This window comes from Devosia albogilva (genome assembly GCF_042685625.1).
GTDB lineage: Bacteria > Pseudomonadota > Alphaproteobacteria > Rhizobiales > Devosiaceae > Devosia > Devosia albogilva.
In genome coordinates this window covers 3,765,415-3,786,470 of record NZ_JBHUNP010000001.1, presented here as the reverse complement: position 1 = coordinate 3,786,470, position 21,056 = coordinate 3,765,415, and the positions used below count along the sequence as shown (strand labels likewise).

Here is a 21,056-nt window from a genome sequence, read left to right as displayed (position 1 = left end):
CACCCGGCGCGCCACACAGCCAAGGTTGCGGTGTGGTTTTTGGGCATTCCCGCACTGATCGTGCTGCTGCTGTGGATGGTGCTGCTGGTCACGCCGATTCGTCTGCCGTTTGCCGGGGTGGCCGTGCGCAATCTGGTGCAGGGTGCGCTCCCGACCGGAAGTGACCTGCAACTTGGTGAGATGGCGCTGGCGCTCGAAGGCGGCATCTGGCCCGTGGTGCAGTTCTCGCCGGTGGTGCTGACCGACAGCAAGTCTGGGGCGCGGGTTGCCACCGAGGCGCTGGAGGTCGGCTTCTCCCCGGCGCGGGCGCTGATGGGGCAACCCGGCGCGGCCATAACGGTGGTCAGTCCGCGCATCCAGATGGTGCAGGACCTGCTGGGGCCGCGTCTGGCAACCCTGGAGATGGTCGACGATCCGGCGGGTGGCGCTCCGACGGTGCGGGTGCTGGAGGGAGAGGACTCCTATCCCAGCGTCGGCATTTCTACCGATGGCATTGATCTGTCCGGCGAGGTTGGCGACCTGCAGATGCGCTCGGACAATGACTGGCTGATCTACAACCTTGAGGCGGCAGAGCAGGGCATCGCCGACCTGGTCGAACAGGCGGCGCAGGGGCGGTTCTCGAAGCTGGTGGTGCGCGACGGCGCCATCGAGATGATCGACTCCGTTTATGGGCTGTTCCGCCGCTTCGAAGGGATTGAGCTCGAGATCGGCCCGTCGCCGGATCGCCGGAGCACGCGGGGCACATTCACCGCCACGCTGGGCGGGCGTACCATGACGGGTACGTTGTCGCGGGGGCTGGACGATGCTGGTAACTCGCGGCTCGAGGCCGACGTCACCAATATCGATTTTGCCGCTTTCCTGCCGTTCATCGACGATTCTGCCAGCGTTGCCGCGGTGCAGGGGGCCGGCGCCCTGTCCATCGACGTCAACTTCTCCCCGGCTGGCGGCAAGCTGATCGATGGCCGCTTCAAGGTCGACCTCACCGGTCTCGATCTGAGGATCGGCAAGGACTACTTCCCGATCGCCAGCTCGATCCTCGACATCACCTGGTCACCCGAGGAGGGGCAGTTCACGCTGTCTGAAGCGGCCATTCAGATCGGCCAGAGTTCAGCGCGGCTCTCCGGCGTGTTCGCGCTCGGCCTCGATCGCACCTATGGGCCGACCATCGGCATTTCCATTGCCGCCCGCGAAGTCCGCCTGCACCCCAACGACATGGCCGCCCCGGCAGAGCCCTTCGAAACCGTCGATTTCGCCGGCTGGTCGGCACCGCTCTACGGAGCACTCGGGATAGACCGGCTGGTGGCGCGGAAGGGCGAGGCAGTGGTCGAGACCGCGGGTCGGCTCGACATGCTCCGGAGCGGGGTTGGCCTCGACATGACCATCGCCGGGCAGGGGGTGACCGCCGACGACATGAAGCGGCTCTGGCCCTATGTGACGGGCGAGGAGAGCCGGGACTGGTTCGTGGCGAACATCACCGAGGGCACGGTCGCGAACGCTCGCATGACTTTCGATTTTCCGGTCGGAACGCTCGCCCTAGACGGCGAAGACAAGCCGATTCCGGAGGACGCCATGCAGATCGAGATCATCGGCACCGGGGTTGCGGTCAGAGCGACGCCCGACATGGAGCCTATCCATCTTGACGGGGAGACCCGGTTCTTCGTCGACGACGGCGGCATGACCGTTGCCGCGAGCGGAGGCAAGGTGCCGACCGCCAATGGCGAGATCGCTGTGCGCAATCCCGCGCTGGTGATGGACTACTCGCAGCCAGAGGAAAGCATCATCGAGATCTCCGGCGACATCGCTGCGCCGATCCCGGCACTGCTGGCGCTGGCAGAGGCGCAGCAGCCGGACGCGCTGGCCGGCGCACAACTGCCGCTCGATCTCGAGGCGATCACCGGCTCGATCGATCTGGGGCTGGTGGCGACCATCGGCCTCGGCGACGAAGCGGCCGGCGAAGCCATGGACATCGACTATGTGCTCAATGGCACGGTGCGCGACTTCGCCAGCAGCGAGCCCATCCAGGATCGCACCATCGCCAATGGGCAACTGGCTTTCAGTGCGTCGCAGGAAGGCTATCACCTCGGCGGTACGGCCGAGATCGACGGGATGCCGGCCGAGGTGGAGATCACCGGAACCCCGGAGACCGATCCGACCTTCAGGCTGGCCTCGACGATTGCGGTCGCCGACCTCGCGCAGATGGGCTTCGACGCTTCGGAGTTTCTATCGGGCCAGGTGCGGTTCGTGGCGCAGCCGATGCCTGACGGCAGCCTGCAGATGTCGATCGACCTTGCCGAGGCGGGGCTGACCATCGCTGATCTCGGCATCACCAAGGCGGCCGGCACGCCCGGTGTGCTCAACGCCACCATCAAGCAGGATGGCGAACTGACCACGCTCACCAATGTCGACCTGTCCTTCGGCAAGGTGCGTGCGATCGGCGAGATCGAGTATCATGCCAGCGAGGGCCTGAAGTCCGGCCGCTTGAGCCAGTTCGGGCTGAGTGACGGCGACAATGCGCAACTGTCGCTGACCCCGATCGAGAATGGCTACGCCGTCCAGATCACCGGTTCGCAACTGGACCTCAAGCCGATGCTGAAGCGGTTCTTCGGGCTGGGCGCGGGGGCCGGGGGCGTGCAGTCCACCCAGTTCGAACAGACCATCGCTCTCGATGTCCAGCTGGACCGTGCGATCGGCTACTATGCGACGACCGCGTTCAACGTCGATCTCGACCTGCGCCTGCGAGGCTCCAACCTGGAGCGGGCGACGCTGGCTACCCAGTTCAGCGAAGGCAATGGCATCTCGATCACCACCAATCCGGCGCCGCGGGGCCGGACCATGAGCGTGGCCTTCAATGATGCCGGCACCGTGCTGCGCTTCCTTGGCGTCTATTCGCAACTGGCGGGTGGCGCCGGCAATCTGGTGCTGACGACGGACCGGGACGCCGACGTCGAGGCCGGCCGCTTGGTGATGCGCAACTTCTCGGTGGTCGACGAAGCCAATGTGCGGGAGGTGCTGGGCAACCACTCCAATTCCCGCGCTGCCATCGCGCAGCAGAACCGGCTCGACTTCGATGCGGCGCAGGTGGATTTCCAACGCAGCAGCGACCGCGTCGAGGTGACAAATGCCATGGTCTCCGGCGACATGGTGGGTGGGACGCTGCGGGGATACATCTACACCAACCAGCGCCAGTACGATCTGACGGGTACTTATGTGCCGCTGTTCGGACTTAACAACGCCTTCCAGCAGATCCCGCTTCTGGGGCCGTTGCTCGGCGGGCGAGACGGCGAGGGCCTACTGGGCGTAACGTTTGCGGTGCGTGGTCCCCTCGACAACCCGCGCTTCCAGATCAATCCGCTGTCAGCGCTGGTCCCTGGCGCTTTCCGTGAACTGTTTGAGTTCCGCGCGCGTGAGTTCCCCCCCCCTCAGTAGCGCTGGTTGATCAGGATCAAGGCGCGGCTTAGCCTGTTCTGGGAGTGCTTGGAGCACAACCAAGGAGGCGCAAGTGTATTCCACCATCCTCATCGCAACTGACGGCTCCGAACTGGCCAACAAGGCCCTGGACCAGGGCTGTGAACTGGCGAAACGGTTCAACGCCGCCGTGACCATTGTCACCGTGACGGAGCCGGCGACAGTTGTTGGCGCTGGTTACGCGGCCGCCGCCGGCGTCGGTTACAGCCCCATTCCGGAACTGATCGAGGCGCAGAAAGCGCAAGCCGAAACGGTTCTCACCGAAGCCAAGGCACGCGCGGGAGCCGCCGGCGTGAACGCCACCACAAAGCTGGTGGAGGGCGTTTATCCCGCCGACGGCATTGTGCAGGTGGCAGACGAGATTGGTGCCAACCTCATCGTTATGGCCTCGCACGGGCGCCGTGGGTTGGGCCGGCTGCTTCTCGGCAGCCAGACCAACAATGTGCTGGCGCAGACCAAGATACCGGTGCTGGTAACGCGCTGAAGCCTAGGCGGGCTTCAGCAGGGCGTGGCGCTTCTTGCCCACCGACAGCTTGATCACGCCCTCGGGCAGGAGGGCGTTTTCGGCCAGCGTCAGCCGGTCGTCGTCGATCACCGCGTCGTTGACGCGTACGGCGCCGGACTGAACATGGCGCCGGGCTTCGCCGTTCGAGGCGGCGAGGCCGACAGTCACCAGAGCCGTCAGGATACCGATGCCGCTGTTGAGCTCGGCGTGCGTCACGGTCGCGGTGGGTAGGGACAGGTCCAGCGCGCCAGTCTCGAAGGTGGCACGGGCGGTGGCTGCCGCCTCTTCGGCCGCGGCGCGGCCACGGATCATGGCGGTGACTTCCGTCGCCAGGCGCTTCTTGGCCTCGTTGATGTCTCCCGCAACTACGCGCGCGATCTCATCGAGCGGCAAGGTCGTGTAGAGCTTGAGGAAGCGCTCGACGTCGGCGTCCTCGGTGTTCCGCCAGTACTGCCAGAAGTCGTAGGCAGACAGGAGATCGGGGTTCAGCCAGATGGCGCCGTTCATCGACTTGCCCATCTTCTGGCCCGAAGCCGTGGTGAGCAGCGGCGAGGTCAGGGCATAGAGTTGCGGGGTATCCATGCGGTGGCCGAGATCGATGCCGTTGACGATGTTGCCCCACTGGTCCGAACCGCCCATCTGCAGACGCACGCCGTAGCGCTTGTTCAGCTCCACGAAGTCGTAGGCCTGCAGGATCATGTAGTTGAACTCGAGGAAGCTCAGCGACTGCTCGCGATCGAGCCGCTGTTTTACCGAGTCGAAGCTCAGCATGCGGTTGACCGAGAAGTGCTGTCCGACGTCGCGCAGGAACTCGAGGTAGTTGAGCGGCAGCAGCCACTCGGCGTTGTTGAGCATCAATGCGTCGGACGGACCTTCGCCGAACTCGAGGTAGTTCGAGAACACCTGCTTGATGCCGTCGATGTTGGCCTGGATCGTATCGACCGTCATCAGCTTGCGGGCTTCGTCCTTGAAGGACGGATCGCCCACCATGCCGGTGCCGCCACCCATGAGGGCAACAGCGCGGTGACCGGTCTTCTGAAGCCAGTGCAGCATCATGATCTGGATGAGGCTGCCAACGTGCAGGGACGAGGCTGTGGGGTCAAAGCCGATATAGGCCGAGACCGTCTCGGTGGCGAAGAGCTGGTCCAGACCCTCCGGGTCGGAGATCTGGTGGATGAAGCCGCGCTCGTCGAGCGTGCGGAGGAATTCGGATTTGAACTGGGACATGTGAACCACTGAGGCTGAGGAGACCTCATGGTGAGCCTGTCGAACCACGAGGTCGGTGCACTCGGGACCTCGTCCTTCGACGAGCTCAGGATGAGGTCCCTTCCGAATGATCGCAGTCAGACGCGCCCTTGAGTGTCAGCGCCCGCCGCCGGCGGCGATCTCCTGCCGGCGACGGTCGAGATAGTCGGCGCAGCGGCCGGTCAGCTCGTCGATCTTGCCTTCGCCGTCGAAGAAATGGTTGGCGCCCTCGACGATCTGCTGCTCGATGGTGATGCCCTTCTGGGTCTTGAGCTTGTCCACCAACTTCTGGACCGACTGCGGCGGCGCCACGCGGTCCTTGTCGCCATGGATGATCAGGCCCGAAGAGGGGCAAGGGGCGAGGAACGAGAAATCATAGAGGTTTTCCGGCGGGGCGACCGAGATGAAGCCTTCCACCTCCGGACGGCGCATCAGCAGTTGCATGCCGATCCAGGCACCGAAGGAGAAGCCGGCGATCCAACAGCCGCGCGACTCGCGGTTGATCAGTTGCAGCCAGTCGAGCGCCGCAGCGGCGTCGGAGAGTTCGCCGATGCCATGGTCGAACACGCCCTGCGAGCGGCCGACGCCGCGCGAGTTGAAGCGCAGCACCGAAAAGCCGCGCTCGGCGAACATGTAGAACAGGTTGTAGACGATCTGGTTGTTCATCGTCCCGCCGAACTGCGGGTGCGGATGCAGCACGATGGCGATGGGCGCGTTGGGTTCTTTGCCCGGCTGGTACCGGCCTTCCAGGCGCCCCTCGGGGCCGTTGAAGATCACTTCTGGCATGGTCTCGTACTTCCGGCCATTTCGGCTCTGTTGTGCAGGATAACGGGGACCCAGCCATGCCGGCGGCGCAGCTTGACTCGGCCCGTCCTGCTTCCTAAAACATGGTTCGAAAAACCAGTTTAGAATAATTCGAAACTTGGTTGCGGCTCCTGCTGAAGGGCCGTGAGTGCGCCCCTTGTAATGATGTTGGGCGGCAGATTTCAAGAAGTTTGGCGCTGAGCCGACGGGAACCCGATGACCAGACCGGCGATCTATCTCGATCATAATGCCGCGTCGCCGCTGCTTCCGGCGGCGCGAGCGGCCATGGTCGAGGCGCTGGAGCTGGTGGGTAACCCCTCGTCGGTCCATGGGCATGGACGGGCGTTGCGCGGGCTGATCGACACGGCGCGCGGGCAGGTGGCGCGGCTTGCCGGGGCCGAGCGGGGGCAGGTGGTGTTCACCGGATCGGCCACCGAAGCGCTGACGCAGGCCATCGTTGCCGGGACGAAAACGTTCAATAGTGACGGCGTTCTGTTAACGGCAGGCGAGCATGCGGCAGTGTTGAGCGCTGCTTCTGCAACGGGACTGCCGATTACCCGCATCGGGCTCGACAGAGACGGCCGGATCGACCTTGCGCAACTGCGTGCTGCGCTCGTTGCTGCCGAAGGTAACCTGCTGGTTGCGGTTCACTGGGTGAACAACGAGACCGGTGTGGTGCAGCCGATGCCCGAGATCAACGCGCTGGTCGGGCCGACGCCTCACACGCTCGTGGTCGATGCGGTGCAGGCGTTTGGCCGCATCCCTCTGGATTTTGCCGCTTCCGCACCCGACATGATGGCTGTCAGCGCGCACAAGATCGGCGGTCCCGCCGGCGTGGGCGCGCTGCTGGTGAAGTCGCATGCCGACACGGTGCGGCTGATCCCGGGAGGCGGGCAGGAGCTCGGCCGCCGGGGCGGCACGGAATCGGCGGCGTTGATCGCCGGGTTCGGTGCGGCCGCCGCGGCGAACAACTATGACGCCGACGCCATGCGAGCGCTGGTTGAGCGCGTGGAAACCGGTTTGCGGCGCGTGGCGCCGGAAGTGGTGATCTTCGGCGCCGGCGCCGAGCGGGTCGGCAATGTGGTCGACTTCGCGGTGCCAGGCGTCGCGAGTGCGACGGCGATGATGGCCCTGGACCTGGCGGGGATTTCCGTCTCCTCCGGCTCGGCCTGTTCGTCCGGCAAGGTGGGGCCGAGCCACGTGCTGGCCGCCATGGGGGTGCCGCCGGGGCTTGCCGGCTGTGCCCTGCGCGTCAGCTTCGGCTGGAATTCCACGGCGGAGGAGGCGGATGCCTTCCTCGCCGCCTATGAAACCATCCTCCTGCGCCAGCGGGCGCGGCGGGGAGAGGCGGCGTAAGCCGCCGCATCTGACTGTCGATCGCGCATGGCCTTGACCCATGCGGGACCAAAGGAGAGCCGAATGGCCGATTACGATATCCCCACCCTCAAGGAAGAGATCGATCGCGAGACCGTTGAATCGGTGCTGGCGCTCGACGTCGACAAGTACAAGTACGGCTTCGAGACCGAGATCGATTCCGACGTGGCACCGGTCGGTTTGAACGAGGATATCGTCCGGCTGATCTCGGCCAAGAAGAACGAGCCCGAATGGATGCTGAACTGGCGGCTGGCGGCTTTCCGCCGCTGGCAGACCATGGATGAGCCGAACTGGGCCAAGGTGAGCTACCCCAAGATCGACTTCCAGGCGATCAGCTATTATGCGGCGCCGAAGACGACTACGGGCCCGAAGAGCCTCGACGAGGTCGATCCGGAACTGCTGCGCACCTATGAAAAGCTCGGCATTCCGCTGAAGGAGCAGGCAATCCTTGCCGGCGTCGAAGGGGCGACTGCGCCGTACCAAGGCAATGTCGCCGTGGACGCGGTGTTCGACTCCGTGTCGGTGGTCACCACCTTCCGCGAGGAACTGGCCAAGCACGGCATCATCTTCTGCTCGATCTCCGAGGCGGTGCGCGAGCACCCCGAGCTGGTGCAGAAGTACATGGGCTCGGTGGTTCCGGTCAGCGACAACTACTATGCGACGCTGAACTCGGCGGTCTTCACCGACGGCTCGTTCGTCTACATCCCGGAGGGCGTGCGCTGCCCGATGGAGCTCTCGACCTATTTCCGCATCAACGAGAAGAACACCGGCCAGTTCGAGCGCACGCTGATCATCGCCGAGAAGGGCTCGTATGTGAGCTATCTCGAGGGCTGCACCGCGCCGACCCGCGACGAGAACCAGTTGCACGCTGCGGTGGTGGAGCTGGTGGCGCTCGAGGATGCCGAGATCAAGTACTCCACCGTCCAGAATTGGTACCCCGGCGACAAGGACGGCAAGGGCGGCATCTACAACTTCGTCACCAAGCGCGGCGACTGCCGTGGCGACCGCTCCAAGATCAGCTGGACGCAGGTGGAAACCGGTTCCGCCATCACCTGGAAGTACCCGAGCTGCATTCTGCGCGGCGATGAATCTCGCGGCGAGTTCTACTCGATCGCCATTTCCAACGGCCATCAGCAGATCGACAGCGGCACCAAGATGATCCACCTGGGCAAGAACACCACCAGCCGGATCATCTCAAAGGGTATCGCCGCAGGCTTCTCGGACAACACCTATCGCGGCCAGGTCTCGGCGCACGCCAAGGCCAAGAACGCCCGCAACTTCACGCAGTGCGACTCGCTGCTGATCGGTGACAAGTGCGGGGCGCACACCGTGCCCTATATCGAGAGCCGCAACGGCACCGCGGTGTTCGAGCACGAGGCGACCACCTCGAAGATCTCGGACGACCAGATGTTCTACTGCATGCAGCGTGGCCTTTCCGAAGAGGAAGCGGTGGCGCTGATCGTGAACGGCTTCGTCCGCGACGTGCTGCAGCACCTGCCCATGGAGTTCATGGTCGAGACGCAGAAGCTGATCTCGATCTCGCTCGAAGGCAGCGTCGGGTAACCCGCGCGTAACGCAATGAGTGGCCGGCGCCATCGTGGCGACGCCTTTGAATTTGGAGAGAACAGATGACCACCCCGATCCTTGAAATCCGCAACCTGCACGCCCGCATCGAAGACCGTGAAATCCTCAAGGGCGTGAACCTCGTCATCCCCCCGGGTGAGGTGCATGCCGTGATGGGCCGCAACGGCTCGGGCAAGTCGACCCTGAGCTACGTGCTCGCCGGTCGCGAGGACTACGAAGTCACCGAGGGCGAGGTGCTGATCAACGGCGAGAACCTGCTCGAGATGGAGCCGGACGAGCGCGCCGCTGCCGGGCTGTTCCTGGCCTTCCAGTACCCGATCGAGATTCCGGGCGTTGCCACCATGACCTTCCTGAAGGCGGCGCTGAATGCACAGCGCAAGGCCCGTGGGGAGGGTGAAATCTCGACGCCCGACTTCATGCGCGCGGTGCGCGACGCCGGCGCCCAGCTCAACATCGACAGCGACATGCTAAAGCGGCCGCTCAATGTCGGCTTCTCCGGCGGCGAGAAGAAGCGTGCCGAGGTGCTGCAGATGGCGCTTCTGCAGCCGACCATGTGCATTCTCGACGAGACCGATTCCGGCCTCGACATCGACGCACTGCAGGTGGTGTCGAAGGGCGTCAACGCCCTGCGTACTGCCAACCGCTCCATGCTGGTCATCACCCACTACCAGCGCCTGTTGAACCACATCGTGCCGGACGTGGTGCATGTGTTCAGCGATGGTCGGATCGTCGAAAGCGGTGACAAGGATCTCGCCCTGCGCCTTGAGGCCGAGGGCTATGCCGATTTCGAAACTACGGCGGCCTGACCCATGCGACAGACCATGCCCGTACGCCTCGGCGCCGCCGAGGAAACTCTGATCTCGCAGCTCAAGAGCCGCGGCGCCGACCAGGTGGCCGAGCGGATCGCCACGGCCGGCTTGCCGACGCGCCGTGTCGAGAGCTACCACTATACCGATCTCAAGACGCTGCTTCGCGCGATCCCGCCGCTGGCGAAGCCGGCCAACCAGGTCGACGTGCCGGCGCTGTCGGTAGCCGGCGCCTATAACCTGACGCTGGTCAACGGCGTGGCCCTGCAGCAGGGCACGCCGCCGGCCGGCGTGACGCTGGGCACCGTGCACGGTGGCGTCCTCACCACCCGTGACGATGTCATCGTTCACCTCAACAACGGCCTGGTCGGGGAGTCGCTGAGCCTCACGATCGACGGCACGGTCGAGCAGGTGATCCAGATCGCCCACCGCATCGAGGGTGAAGCCGCCCACGTTGCCGATGCGCTGAAGATCTTCGTCGCCGATGGGGCGACCGCCACCATCGTCGAGACCTTTACCGGCTCGGACGCGGCTCATGTCGGCAACCACGCCAGCTATGTGGCGCTCGGCAAGAACGCGCTGCTGACGCATGTCACGATCGACCTGTCGCCGCGCGCGGCCTCGCACTTCGCCACCAACGAGTATCACCTCGCCGACGGCGCGCGCCTGCGGACGCTGGTGATCCATGCCGGCTCGGGGCTGGCCCGGACGCACCTGTTCCCGAGCTATGAGGGTGCCAACGCCCATGGCGACATCACCGGGCTCAACCTAGTGGCCGACGGGCAGCATAGCGACATCACCATGGAGGCCGTCCACGAGGTGCCCCACACGACGTCGCAGCCGCTGTTCAAGTCGATCACCCGTGGCCGCGGCAAGGCGGTCGTGCAGGGGAGGCTGGTGGTGGCGCGCGATGCGCAGAAGACCGATGCCAAGTTCATGCACCAGGGCCTGATGCTCTCGGACGAGGCGGAGATCCTCTCCAAGCCCGAGCTCGAGATCTATGCCGACGACGTGGTCTGCGGCCACGGCTCGACCTGCGGCAAGCTCGACGAGGACTCGCTGTTCTACCTGATGAGCCGCGGCATTCCCAAGGAAGAGGCCGAGACCATGCTGGTGCGCGGCTTCCTCGAGGAGCTGGTGGACCCGATCGAGGACGAGAGCCTCGCCGAGGCGCTGCACGGGGTGATCGAGGGCTGGCTGCTGGCGAAGTAGCCGAGACGGCGCGGTTCCTTTGCTTCCCTCCCCCTTGAGGGGAGGGACCGAGGGAGGGGGTCGTGCGGTGGTCCACTGAGGGACCCCCACCCCCAGCCCCTCCCCTCAAGGGGGAGGGGAGGAAAGGTCCACTTCGGTGGGGAATCAAAAGATGACCTTCGATCTCGACAAAGTCCGTGCCGACTTCCCGATCCTGTCGGAGCAGATCCACGGCAACCGGCTGGTCTATCTCGACAGCGGGGCGTCGGCGCAGAAGCCGGTGCAGGTGCTGGAGCGGATGGATCATGCCTTCCGCCACGAATATGCCAATGTCCATCGCGGCCTGCATACTCTGGCGAACCGCGCCACCGAATCCTATGAGGGCGGACGGCTCGCGGCCCAGCGCTTCATCAATGCGGCGCGACCCGAAGAGATCGTCTTCACCAAGTCGGCGACCGAGGCCATCAACCTGGTGGCGCAGTCCTTTGCCGGTCCTCGGCTGGGGGAGGGGGACGAGATCGTCCTCACCACCATGGAGCACCACTCCAACATCGTGCCCTGGCACTTCCACCGCGAACGCAAGGGCGCGGTGCTGAAGTGGGTGGATGTGCGGGACGACGGCAGCTTCGACATCGACGCCTTCGCCGCGGCGCTGACCGACCGAACCCGTATGGTGGCGGTTACGCATATGAGCAACGTGCTGGGCACAATCACGCCGATCGCCGAGATCATCGAACTGGCGCATGCACGCGGCATTCCGGTGCTGGTGGACGGCTCGCAAGGGGCAGTGCACACCAAGGTGGACGTGCAGGCGCTGGGCGTCGACTTCTACGTGATGACCGGCCACAAGCTCTACGGGCCGACCGGGATCGGCGTGCTCTACGGTCGCTACGACCTGCTCGCCGAGATGCAGCCGTATCAGGGCGGCGGCGAGATGATCGACACGGTGACGCTGGACGGAGTGACCTATAACGAGCCGCCGCATCGCTTCGAAGCCGGTACGCCGCCGATCGTGCAGGCGATCGGGCTGGGGGCGGCGCTGGGCTACATGCAGGACCTCGGGCGCGAGGCCATCGTCGCCCATGAGCACGAGGTGGCCGGGTACGCGCTGGAGCGGCTGAGCCGCATCAATTCGCTGCGGTTGATCGGCACGGCGCCCGGCAAGGGCGGCATCTTCGCCTTCGAAGTGGAGGGGGCGCACGCCCACGACATCGCAACCATTCTCGACCGCTACGGCATTGCAGTGCGGGCCGGCACGCACTGCGCCATGCCGCTACTCACCCGGTTCGGGGTGAGCTCTACATGCCGAGCCTCCTTCGCCCTATATAACGGCAAGGACGACGTGGACGCCCTGGTGGACGGCATCGAGCGCGCCCGCCGCTTCTTCGCGTGATCTCGAGGACACCATGACTGACCAGACCGACGCCATCGATACCCGCATCCAGCCGAAGGTGGCCGAGTCCATCCCGGCGGAAGAGGTGGAGCGCATCACCACCGACCTGATCGGGGCGCTGAAGACCGTCTACGATCCGGAAATCCCGGTCGACATCTACGAACTCGGGCTGATCTACAAGGTCGATCTCGATGACGACCGCAAGCTGACCATCGACATGACGCTGACGGCGCCGGGTTGTCCCGTGGCCGGCGAGATGCCGGGCTGGGTGGAGAACGCCGCCCGCGCCGTGGAAGGCATTCAGGACGTCGAGGTCAACATGGTGTTCGATCCGCCCTGGGACGCATCACGGATGAGCGAAGAGGCCCAGGTGGCACTGAACTGGTGGTAAGTTCGGACGTTCTGCCCTATATATCGTGAAGAACCGATAGAGCGGACTTTTTGCCGATGCCCCTCAAGATCATGTCCTTGACCGATGCCGCTGCCGAGCGCGTGCGTGAAATCATCGAGGATTCCGAAAAGCCGGTGATCGGCGTGCGGGTCGGCGTCAAGAACGCCGGTTGCGCCGGCATGGCCTATACGCTCGACTATGTCACCGAACCGGTCGCGGGCGACGACCACGTCGCCGACAAGGGCGTCGAGGTTTACATCGAGCCCAAGGCGACGCTGTTCCTCCTGGGTACGGTGATGGACTTCGAAGAGACCAAGATGAGCTCGGGCTTCACCTTCAAGAATCCGAACCAGACCGGCGCCTGCGGGTGCGGGGAAAGCGTGCAACTGGCGCCGGCCGACCTCAAGGCCCTGGCTGAGGCGCGGGCGACGGTTTAGGTCTGGGGTTACAATTCCGTTTTAGTCCTGCCGATGGCACCCCCACCCAACCTCCCCCTGAAAGGGGGAGGGGTTGCATCGGGTTTGCCTCGCTGCCTGGGCACCAACCGGCCGTTCCTCCCCCGCGCGCGGGGGAGGCTAGGTGGCGCTCTTCCACCAGTTGCGTGCCGCGCTACCATCAGGCATTGATCGCGGCATCATGCTCAAGCCGTTGCCGCCTGCACTCACCATTGTTCCGCCGCGCCGTCCGCTGATCGGGCGGGTCACCCCGCCGGGCTCGAAATCCATCACCAATCGGGCGCTGTTGCTGGCGGCGCTGGCCGACGGCACCAACCGGCTGACCGGCGCGCTGAAGAGCAAGGATACGGTGCTGATGGCCGCGGCCTTGCGGCAGATGGGCGTTAGTGTCGATGAGCCGGATGCAACCACCTTCGTGGTCACGGGCACCGGCCGGCTGGCGGCCCCGTCGGGTCCGCTGTTTCTCGGCAATGCCGGCACCGCCACGCGGTTCCTGACGGCGGCGGTCGCGACCGTGGAGGGCGCGGTGATCGTCGATGGCGACGAGGACATGCGCCTGCGCCCCATCGCGCCCCTGGTTTCGGCGCTGCGTTCTCTCGGCATCGAGGCAGAGGCGCCAACCGGTTGCCCGCCGGTTACGGTTCATGGCCGCGGCAGCTTCGGGCGGGGCAGGGTGGAGATTGATGCCAGCCTCTCCAGCCAGTACGTCTCCGCCCTGCTGATGGCGGCGCCGCTGGGCGACGGACCGATCGAGGTGGCGCTGACCGGCAAGGACATCGGGGCTCGCGGCTATGTCGACCTGACGGTGGCGGCCATGACGGTTTTCGGTGCGTCGGTCGAGCAGGTGGATGCGGGCACCTGGCGCATTCAGCCGACCGGTTATCGGGCGGCCGACTTCCACATCGAGCCCGACGCTTCGGCAGCGACCTACCTCTGGGGCGCCGAGGTGTTGACCGGGGGCAGGATCGATCTGGGCGTGGAAGCCGAGGATTTCACGCAGCCCGACGCGGCGGCGCAGGCGGTGTTGGCGCAATTCCCGAACATGCCGGCGGTGATCGACGGATCGCAGATGCAGGATGCGGTGCCGACGCTGGCGGTGGTCGCTGCGTTCAATCAGACGCCGGTGCGCTTCGTTGGCATCGCCAATCTCCGGGTCAAGGAAACCGACCGCATCCGCGCAGTGGCAAACGAGCTCAATCGCATCCTGCCGGGACTGGCTCGGGAGGAGGGGGACGATCTTGTGGTTGCCTCCGATCCGAACCTTGCGGCGCGGGCGCGACCAGCGCGGATCGAAACCTATCACGATCACCGCATCGCCATGAGCTTTGCGCTGGCGGGGCTGCTGGTCGAGGGGATCACCATTCTCGACCCGGCCTGTACCGGCAAGACCTATCCGGATTATTGGGAGATGCTGGCGGGGCTGGGCGTGGACCTGCGGCCGGCTTGAGGGTCAGGCGGCGGAGAGCTTGGCCAACTCGGACTCGTTGACCACACGGTTGCGACCCGCGTGCTTGGCGGCGTAGAGGCACTTGTCTGCCCGCTCGATCAGCGATGTTGCTGTGTCGCCCCGGGTGTGGGCCGCTACACCGAACGAGGCGGTGATCCGTCCCAACTTCTCGTTGGTCGAGCGCTTCACCAGATCCTTGGACTGGACCGCTTCGCGGATGTTCTCGGCGGCGGCGGTGGCGCCTTTCAGGTCCGTGCAGGGGAGGATGGCTGCGAACTCCTCGCCGCCGTAGCGGGCGGCCAGGTCCTTGCCCTTGATGTTGGACTTGATGGTCATCGCCACCAGACGCAGCACCTGATCACCGGTCTGGTGACCATAGGTGTCGTTGAACAGCTTGAAGTTGTCGATATCGGCAAAGATCAGGCAGAGCGGTTGACCCGTCAACGCGGCGTCTTCCAGAGCCGCGGCGAGTCCTTCGTCGAAGCTCTTGCGGTTGGCGATCTTGGTGAGCGGATCGAGCAGCGATTCCCGGCGGACGTCGTCCATATCGCGCTGCAGGGCCTCGATGTCCTGACGGGAGGCCTCCAGCTGTGCCTCGAGCTGCCGGTTGTTGTCCTGCATCCGGCGCGTCTCGGTGAGAAGTGTCTCGGCCAGCATCTTCATGGCCGTGGCGGACATATCGTGCTCGAGATCGCCGCTCGCGACCTGCAGTGAGCCGGAATAGGCATTGGCACTGAGCATGGCGGAATCGATTGCCACGTGCACGGCCTCGATGCGTTGGTGCATGCGCTCAGAAACATCGGAAATGCGGTCGCTGGCGTCGGCCTTCATGAATTCGCTATAGAGCGATTCCATCAGGCCGCGCGTTGGCGTGGTGCCGGCGCGGACGAGGGCGTTGATGCGCGCGTTCAGGCTCGGATTAACCCCTGCTGCATAGGTGTAGAGCAGCTCGAAGAATGGGGGATGTGGCGGAATTCCGCTGCGCTTGAGAAAATCCAGTGCGGCGCTGGCATAACCCAACGCCCGCTCAAATTCGTGGTCGGACAAATGCACCCCCGCGCAGGCTCGCGCTGACCCGGCCCCCACCGAGTCCCCTCGCGCCCAATTGTTAGCGCTTTCCCTAGAGGCGGGGAATGGTCATGTCCCCAACATAGGTGAACCCCCTGACCGGGAGTTCCCTAGCTGGCCGTGCGCACGGGACGCAGCAGGAATGCCGGAACAGGCCCGTCATTGCCGAACGGATTGTCGCTAACCGGCTCGGTGGGAGCGGGTCTGGTCTTCTCGGGCCTGGCTTTCGACGGCGCGGGTGAAGGCTTCGGCTCCGCGGGAGCAGCTTCCGCCCCTTCTTCGGGCCGGGCGTTGCGACGCGTCCGGCGCGACGCCGGCTTCTCGGCCTTTTCGGCCTTCTCTGCCCTGGGCTTGGCCGGGGCGGCGGCCGGAGCAGGGGCATCCAGCCACTCGATCGACTTCTGGATCAACTTCAGAATGGCGTCGAGGTGCTTCTCGTCACCGGGTCCCACCAGGGTGTAGGCGACGCCGGAGCGACCGGCACGGCCGGTGCGGCCGATGCGGTGCACATAGTCCTCGGCATGAACCGGCACGTCGAAATTGAAGACGTGACTGACCTTGGGAATGTCGAGGCCACGGGCCGCGACGTCGCTGGCGACCAGCAGCGTCAGCTTGTCGGTCTTGAATGCGTCCAGCGTCTCCATCCGGCTCTTCTGATCCATGTCGCCATGGAGGGCGCCGGCGCTGTAGCCATGCCGCTTCAGCGAGTTTGCGAGGGTCGCAACATCGCGCTTGCGGTTGCAGAAGATGATGGCGTTGGTCAGCCCTTCTGCCGCATCGATGCGAGCACGGAGGGCGGCGCGCTTCTCGTCGGGCTTGCTCGACACCTTGACCAGCTTCTGGTCGATGGTGTCAGCGGTGGAGGCGGCACGGGACACCTGCACGTGCACCGGGTCCCGGAGGAACTTCTTGGTCAGCCGTTCGATCTGTGCATCCATGGTGGCGGAGAACAGCATGGTCTGCCGCCGTGGAGGCAAGCGACTGACGATCTTCTCGATGTCGTCGATGAAACCCATGTCGAGCATGCGGTCGGCTTCGTCGATCACCAGGATCTCAACGCCGGTGAGCAGGATCTTGCCACGGTCGAACTGGTCGAGCAGGCGGCCGGGCGTGGCGATCAGCACGTCGACGCCGCGATCGAGCTTCTTGTTCTGGTCTTCGAAGCTCACGCCGCCGATGATCAGCGCCATGGTGAGGCGGTGGTTCTTGCCGTACTTCTCGAAGTTCTCGGCGACCTGAGCGGCCAGTTCGCGCGTCGGCTCGAGGATCAGGGTGCGGGGCATACGCGCCCGGGCACGGCCGCTCTCGAGCAGCGTCAGCATGGGCAGCACGAAGGAGGCCGTCTTGCCGGTGCCCGTCTGGGCAATGCCGATCAGGTCCTTCTTCTCGAGAAGGTGTGGAATGGCTCGCGCCTGAATCTCGGTCGGTTTGGTGTAGCCGGCCGATGTCACCGCATCGGTGACTTTGGTCGATAGGCCGAGGCCGGAAAAATCGTCGGTCAAGTTTGCTCTGTTCCGCTTCGCACTTTGCTACCCGGGGCCAGGTCCGGTTCGAAACATTCGAACGGTGCGCCGGGGTTGTCGGTTGCGGGCAAACTCACCGGCCCGCCGGACTATATGCCCCCGGACTCCAAGCAGTACTCGCGGATCAACAGGGGCTGCCGGGTGTGACGGGCGCTGCAGCGTTCCCGACGTGTTCCAGCGGGCCGGACCATAGCGCAAAGTCCTGGTGAGTCAACGGCCTCGCGGCCGTTTAGGTTAGCGGGCTCGCCGGCGATAGCACCGGCGAGCCTTCTGGATTCAGGCGAAGGTCACTCGCGCCCGTTCCGCCATGCGCGCAAGCCGCGGGAGGAACACCGTCTCTCCGAGGGGCTCCACACGCGCTTCGGGATCGAGGAGCAGAGCGCTTACGGCCTCCTCGGCGACGGTCGAGGCGAACTGGCGACCGATGCAGGCATGCCCGCCAATGCCGAAGGCGAGATGGCGCCGCACCGGGCGGTTGGGATGGAAGCGCTCCGGCTCGTCGAACATGGCTGGATCGAGGTTGCCGGAGCCCCACCACATCATCAGCGGCGTGCCTTGCTCGATCGTCTGGCCCCGCCATTCAAGGGTTTCCAGCGCCATGCGGCTCGTCAGCGTTGCCGGCGTCACGAGGCGGAAGGCCTCCTGCACCGCGTCTTTCACGGAGTAGGCTCCGGCCGCTATGGCATCCCGGAAGTCGTCCCGGCGCATCAGGAAGTCGGTCACGCCGAACAGTCCGGTCGCTACCATTTCCACGGCATCGAAGATGAACGATGCGGTGAGATCGACGGCGCTGGCGGGGCTGTTCGTCGCCAACCTGGCGTTGATGGCTGAAATCACCGGAGAGCGCGCCGCCACTCGCTCCATGGATGCAAAGAGCTGAGCTGCTGCGGCATTCGCAGACGCCGCCCGGTCGGGTACGCCGTTGAGCTGGTCTGTGATGGCGTCGATCGCTTCCGTGACTCCGTCTGCCTCGGTTTCGTCGAGTCCAAGCAAGCGGCAGAACATCCGGCTCGCCAGCGGCTTGCAGAAGTCACCAACGAGGTCTGCGTCACGGCGCTGCTGCATGGCGGCGCTGAGTTCGGCGGCGATCCTGCGGGCGTGCTGACGGATGTCGTCGTCGCGAATGGAGGACAGTCCGGCGATCGCGGCGAGCCGCAGCGATCGGTGCTGCGGAGCCCCAAGGGCAAACAGGCCCCAGCGCAAGAGGCGGTGGAGGTCATCAAGGCCAGGCCCGAAGCCTTTTTCGGGGAAGGGGAAGCCTTCCACTCTTGGATCGCGCCCAAGCTCGAACAGGGCCTGGTAGCCGATGACGGAGTAGCCGCCGCTGCTGATGGTGAACAGGCCACCACCGTGCTGGAGTGCGGATCGATAGAATGGGGCAGGGTCCTGCCAAAAGGCAGGGTCTGAGGGTACGTCGAAGACGTTCATCTGCTGTCGCTTTCAAAATCTGGTCATGACAGGTCGCCCGCTGGAGCGGGGGACGCGGGTCGATGCAGATTTTTCAGCGCAAGCGGATGGAAGCGGTCATCGGAACCTCAGAATGCGGGAGTTTTACCGGCGGTGGCGCAGACACACAAGATCGCCGTTCCTAGATGTCGAGATCGGTCACGAAGGCCGCGTTCTGCTGGATGAACTCGAACCGGGATTCCGGCTTGTTGCCCATCAGGCGGTCGACGGTGGTGCGGGTGGCGTCGAGATCATCGCGCACCTTGACCTGGAGCAGGGTGCGGCTTGCCGGGGCCATGGTGGTCTCGCGCAGATGCGCGAACGGCATTTCACCGAGGCCCTTGAAGCGGGTCACGTCCACTTTGCCCTTGCCCGTGAACTCGGTGGCCATCAACTCGGCCTTGTGCGCGTCATCGCGGGCATAGAGCGTCTTCGCGCCCTGAGTGATGCGATACAGGGGCGGCATGGCCAGGTAGAGATGCCCACCATCGATCAGCTTGGGCATTTCCTGGAAGAAGAAGGTCATCAGCAAGGAGGCGATGTGGGCGCCGTCCACGTCAGCGTCCGTCATCAGGATGATCTTGTCGTAGCGCAGATCCTCCTCGCGGTAGCGATCGCGGGTACCGCAACCGACGGCCTGGATGATGTCCTGGATGATCTGGCTGGACGCGAGCTTGTCGCGGCTGGCCCCGGCGACGTTGAGAATCTTGCCGCGCAGGGGCAGAACGGCCTGGCTGGCGCGGCTACGCGCCTGCTTGGCGGAGCCGCCCGCCGAGTCGCCCTCGACGATGAACAGCTCGGCGCCTTGCGCCGCCGTCTGCGTGCAGTCGGCCAGCTTGCCGGGCAGGCGAAGCTTGCGTGTCGCGCTCTGGCGGTCGATTTCCTTTTCCTTGCGTCGGCGGAGACGGTCTTCGGCGCGCTCGATGGCCCAATCGAGCAGCTTGCCAGCCTGGTTCGGCGAGGCAGCCAGCCAGTGGTCGAAGGCATCGCGCAGGGCGTTGTCGACGATGCGGGTGGCTTCGCCGGATGCGAGCTTGTCCTTGGTCTGGCCGACGAATTCCGGCTCGCGGATGAAGACCGACAGCATGGCGCTGCAGTGCGCCAGCACGTCCTCGGCGGTGAGGATCGAAGCGCCCTTGTTCTTGGTCAGCTCGGCATAGTTCTTGAGACCGCGGAGCAGGGCTGTCCGCAGCCCGGATTCATGGGTGCCCCCGTCGGGCGTGGGCACGGTGTTGCAGTAGGAGGAGACGCCGCCATCCCCCACCGTCCAGGCGATGGCCCACTCGACGGCGCCGTGGCTGCCGGCTTTGCCCAGGCTGCCGGAGAAAATGTCGTCGACGACCCGCGTTTCGCCTTCGATGCGGGCTTCCATGAAGTCGCGGAGGCCGCCCGGATAGTGAAAGACCGCCTTTGCCGGGACATCGCTGGTGGCAAGGCTCTCGTCGCAGCTCCAGCGCAGTTCGACGCCGCCGAACAGGTAGGCCTTGGCCCGCGTCATGCGGAACAGCCGCTCGGGCGAGAAGTGGGCGGTGTCGCCGAAGATTTGCGGGTCGGGGTGGAAGCGGGTGGTGGTGCCGCGCCGGTTGTTGACGCGACCGATATTGGTCACGTCTTCGACCACCTTGCCGCGGCTGAAGATGATGCGGTGTAGCTGCTGGTCGCGCGCGACCTCCACCACCATCTCGTCGGAGAGGGCGTTGACCACGGAGACGCCGACGCCATGCAGCCCGCCTGAGGTCTCGTAGGCCTTGGAGTCGAACTTGCCCCCGGCGTGGAGCACGGTGTGCACGATCTCGAGGGTCGAGCGGTTTGGGAACTTCGGATGCTTCTCGACCGGAATGCCGCGGCCATTATCGGTAACCGTAATGTAGCCGTCGGCCCCCAGATGCACCTCGATCCGGTTGGCGTGGCCGGCAATGGCCTCGTCCATGGAGTTGTCGATCACCTCGGCGAAGAGGTGGTGCAAGGCGTTGGAGTCGGTACCGCCGATATACATGCCGGGCCGGCGGCGCACCGGTTCGAGACCCTCGAGAATCTCGATGTCGGCGGCCGAATAGCTCGGCGCTGCCGCGGACTTTGAGGACGCGCGGGGCTCGGGGACGGCATCAACCGGCACAGCTTCGGGCCGGGCGCCGAAAAGGTCGTTGTCTTCAGACATGCATCGTCCGTGTTGAGGACCGAATCGGGAACGTTGGTTCTATCATACCTGCCGGCGACCGCTTGAATCGCCTCGCCCCCCGCTCTTCCCCAACAACCGGATGAACGAACATGAACGGTGGCTGAACGGCCTGTTGGCCAACAGTTCAAGCAACCGGACGCAGGATGATGAATTGCCCTCCGATAGCGCCAGAAGGCGCGG

At 65.0% G+C, this 21,056-nt stretch carries 16 protein-coding genes; 10 read left to right on the top strand and 6 right to left on the bottom strand.

Translation table 11 applies throughout. The annotated features are described in order from the left end of the window. Nucleotides 1–39: 39 nt before the first annotated feature. Nucleotides 40–3,426: a YhdP family protein gene (locus tag ACFSX5_RS18910; RefSeq protein ID WP_386835514.1), complete on the top strand. Its 3,387-nt coding sequence runs from the start codon at nt 40–42 to the stop codon at nt 3,424–3,426. A 73-nt stretch (nt 3,427–3,499) separates the two neighbouring features. Continuing rightward, nucleotides 3,500–3,949 carry a universal stress protein gene (locus tag ACFSX5_RS18905; protein ID WP_386835513.1) on the top strand — a complete coding sequence of 150 codons (450 nt, stop codon included), beginning with the start codon at nt 3,500–3,502 and terminating at the stop codon, nt 3,947–3,949. Between the two features lie 3 nt (nt 3,950–3,952). Here the strand turns inward: ACFSX5_RS18905 and tyrS are convergent, their stop codons facing one another. Both tyrS and ACFSX5_RS18895 read right to left on the bottom strand, forming a co-directional pair. Then, nucleotides 3,953–5,197, bottom strand: coding sequence for a tyrosine--tRNA ligase (tyrS, locus tag ACFSX5_RS18900; protein WP_386835512.1), 1,245 nt, complete (start codon nt 5,195–5,197; stop codon nt 3,953–3,955). 135 nt (nt 5,198–5,332) lie between these two features. After that, on the bottom strand, nt 5,333–6,001 hold the full coding sequence (locus tag ACFSX5_RS18895) for an alpha/beta hydrolase (protein WP_386835511.1): 669 nt from the start codon (nt 5,999–6,001) through the stop codon (nt 5,333–5,335). A 234-nt stretch (nt 6,002–6,235) separates the two neighbouring features. Between ACFSX5_RS18895 and ACFSX5_RS18890 the strand changes: the two genes are divergently transcribed. From ACFSX5_RS18890 to ACFSX5_RS18855, 8 genes are all read left to right on the top strand, one after another. Beyond that, complete coding sequence (locus ACFSX5_RS18890) at nt 6,236–7,375, top strand: cysteine desulfurase family protein (protein ID WP_386835509.1); 1,140 nt, start codon at nt 6,236–6,238, stop codon at nt 7,373–7,375. A gap of 63 nt (nt 7,376–7,438) precedes the next feature. Beyond that, on the top strand, nt 7,439–8,956 hold the full coding sequence (gene sufB, locus ACFSX5_RS18885) for a Fe-S cluster assembly protein SufB (protein WP_386835508.1): 1,518 nt from the start codon (nt 7,439–7,441) through the stop codon (nt 8,954–8,956). A gap of 77 nt (nt 8,957–9,033) precedes the next feature. Then, entirely contained in the window at nt 9,034–9,783 is a 750-nt protein-coding gene (gene sufC, locus ACFSX5_RS18880; protein ID WP_386835690.1) for a Fe-S cluster assembly ATPase SufC, read from the top strand. 15 nt (nt 9,784–9,798) lie between these two features. Then, nucleotides 9,799–10,995 (top strand): Fe-S cluster assembly protein SufD, encoded by a 1,197-nt coding sequence (sufD, locus tag ACFSX5_RS18875; RefSeq protein WP_386835507.1) that lies wholly within the window; start codon nt 9,799–9,801, stop codon nt 10,993–10,995. 151 nt (nt 10,996–11,146) lie between these two features. Beyond that, on the top strand, nt 11,147–12,367 hold the full coding sequence (locus ACFSX5_RS18870) for a cysteine desulfurase (RefSeq protein WP_386835506.1): 1,221 nt from the start codon (nt 11,147–11,149) through the stop codon (nt 12,365–12,367). A gap of 13 nt (nt 12,368–12,380) precedes the next feature. After that, nucleotides 12,381–12,758 (top strand): SUF system Fe-S cluster assembly protein, encoded by a 378-nt coding sequence (locus ACFSX5_RS18865; protein WP_386835505.1) that lies wholly within the window; start codon nt 12,381–12,383, stop codon nt 12,756–12,758. Nucleotides 12,759–12,814: 56 nt separating this feature from the next. Next, the gene (gene sufA / locus ACFSX5_RS18860) at nt 12,815–13,195 is read left to right on the top strand and encodes a Fe-S cluster assembly scaffold SufA (RefSeq protein WP_386835503.1); all 381 of its coding nucleotides are present in this window, start codon (nt 12,815–12,817) and stop codon (nt 13,193–13,195) included. 199 nt (nt 13,196–13,394) lie between these two features. Further along, nucleotides 13,395–14,660 carry a 3-phosphoshikimate 1-carboxyvinyltransferase gene (locus ACFSX5_RS18855; RefSeq protein ID WP_386835689.1) on the top strand — a complete coding sequence of 422 codons (1,266 nt, stop codon included), beginning with the start codon at nt 13,395–13,397 and terminating at the stop codon, nt 14,658–14,660. Between the two features lie 3 nt (nt 14,661–14,663). Here the strand turns inward: ACFSX5_RS18855 and ACFSX5_RS18850 are convergent, their stop codons facing one another. From ACFSX5_RS18850 to parE, 4 genes are all read right to left on the bottom strand, one after another. Beyond that, nucleotides 14,664–15,707, bottom strand: a complete 1,044-nt coding sequence (locus ACFSX5_RS18850) for a GGDEF domain-containing protein (protein WP_386835502.1) — start codon at nt 15,705–15,707, stop codon at nt 14,664–14,666. Nucleotides 15,708–15,838: 131 nt separating this feature from the next. Next, complete coding sequence (locus ACFSX5_RS18845) at nt 15,839–17,230, bottom strand: DEAD/DEAH box helicase (RefSeq protein ID WP_386835501.1); 1,392 nt, start codon at nt 17,228–17,230, stop codon at nt 15,839–15,841. Nucleotides 17,231–17,527: 297 nt separating this feature from the next. Further along, nucleotides 17,528–18,679, bottom strand: coding sequence for a cytochrome P450 (locus tag ACFSX5_RS18840; protein WP_386835500.1), 1,152 nt, complete (start codon nt 18,677–18,679; stop codon nt 17,528–17,530). A gap of 160 nt (nt 18,680–18,839) precedes the next feature. Next, entirely contained in the window at nt 18,840–20,855 is a 2,016-nt protein-coding gene (parE, locus tag ACFSX5_RS18835) for a DNA topoisomerase IV subunit B (protein ID WP_386835499.1), read from the bottom strand. Between the last annotated feature and the right edge of the window lie 201 nt (nt 20,856–21,056).

Excerpts from the sequence above, each read along its gene's own strand:
- tyrS (WP_386835512.1), bottom strand. The coding sequence starts at position 5,197 with ATGTCCCAGTTCAAATCCGAATTCCTCCGCACGCTCGACGAGCGCGGC.
- ACFSX5_RS18895 (WP_386835511.1), bottom strand. The coding sequence starts at position 6,001 with ATGCCAGAAGTGATCTTCAACGGCCCCGAGGGGCGCCTGGAAGGCCGG.
- ACFSX5_RS18890 (WP_386835509.1), top strand. The coding sequence starts at position 6,236 with ATGACCAGACCGGCGATCTATCTCGATCATAATGCCGCGTCGCCGCTG.
- sufB (WP_386835508.1), top strand. The coding sequence starts at position 7,439 with ATGGCCGATTACGATATCCCCACCCTCAAGGAAGAGATCGATCGCGAG.
- sufD (WP_386835507.1), top strand. The coding sequence starts at position 9,799 with ATGCCCGTACGCCTCGGCGCCGCCGAGGAAACTCTGATCTCGCAGCTC.
- ACFSX5_RS18870 (WP_386835506.1), top strand. The coding sequence starts at position 11,147 with ATGACCTTCGATCTCGACAAAGTCCGTGCCGACTTCCCGATCCTGTCG.
- ACFSX5_RS18865 (WP_386835505.1), top strand. The coding sequence starts at position 12,381 with ATGACTGACCAGACCGACGCCATCGATACCCGCATCCAGCCGAAGGTG.
- sufA (WP_386835503.1), top strand. The coding sequence starts at position 12,815 with ATGCCCCTCAAGATCATGTCCTTGACCGATGCCGCTGCCGAGCGCGTG.
- ACFSX5_RS18855 (WP_386835689.1), top strand. The coding sequence starts at position 13,395 with ATGCTCAAGCCGTTGCCGCCTGCACTCACCATTGTTCCGCCGCGCCGT.
- ACFSX5_RS18840 (WP_386835500.1), bottom strand. The coding sequence starts at position 18,679 with ATGAACGTCTTCGACGTACCCTCAGACCCTGCCTTTTGGCAGGACCCT.
- parE (WP_386835499.1), bottom strand. The coding sequence starts at position 20,855 with ATGTCTGAAGACAACGACCTTTTCGGCGCCCGGCCCGAAGCTGTGCCG.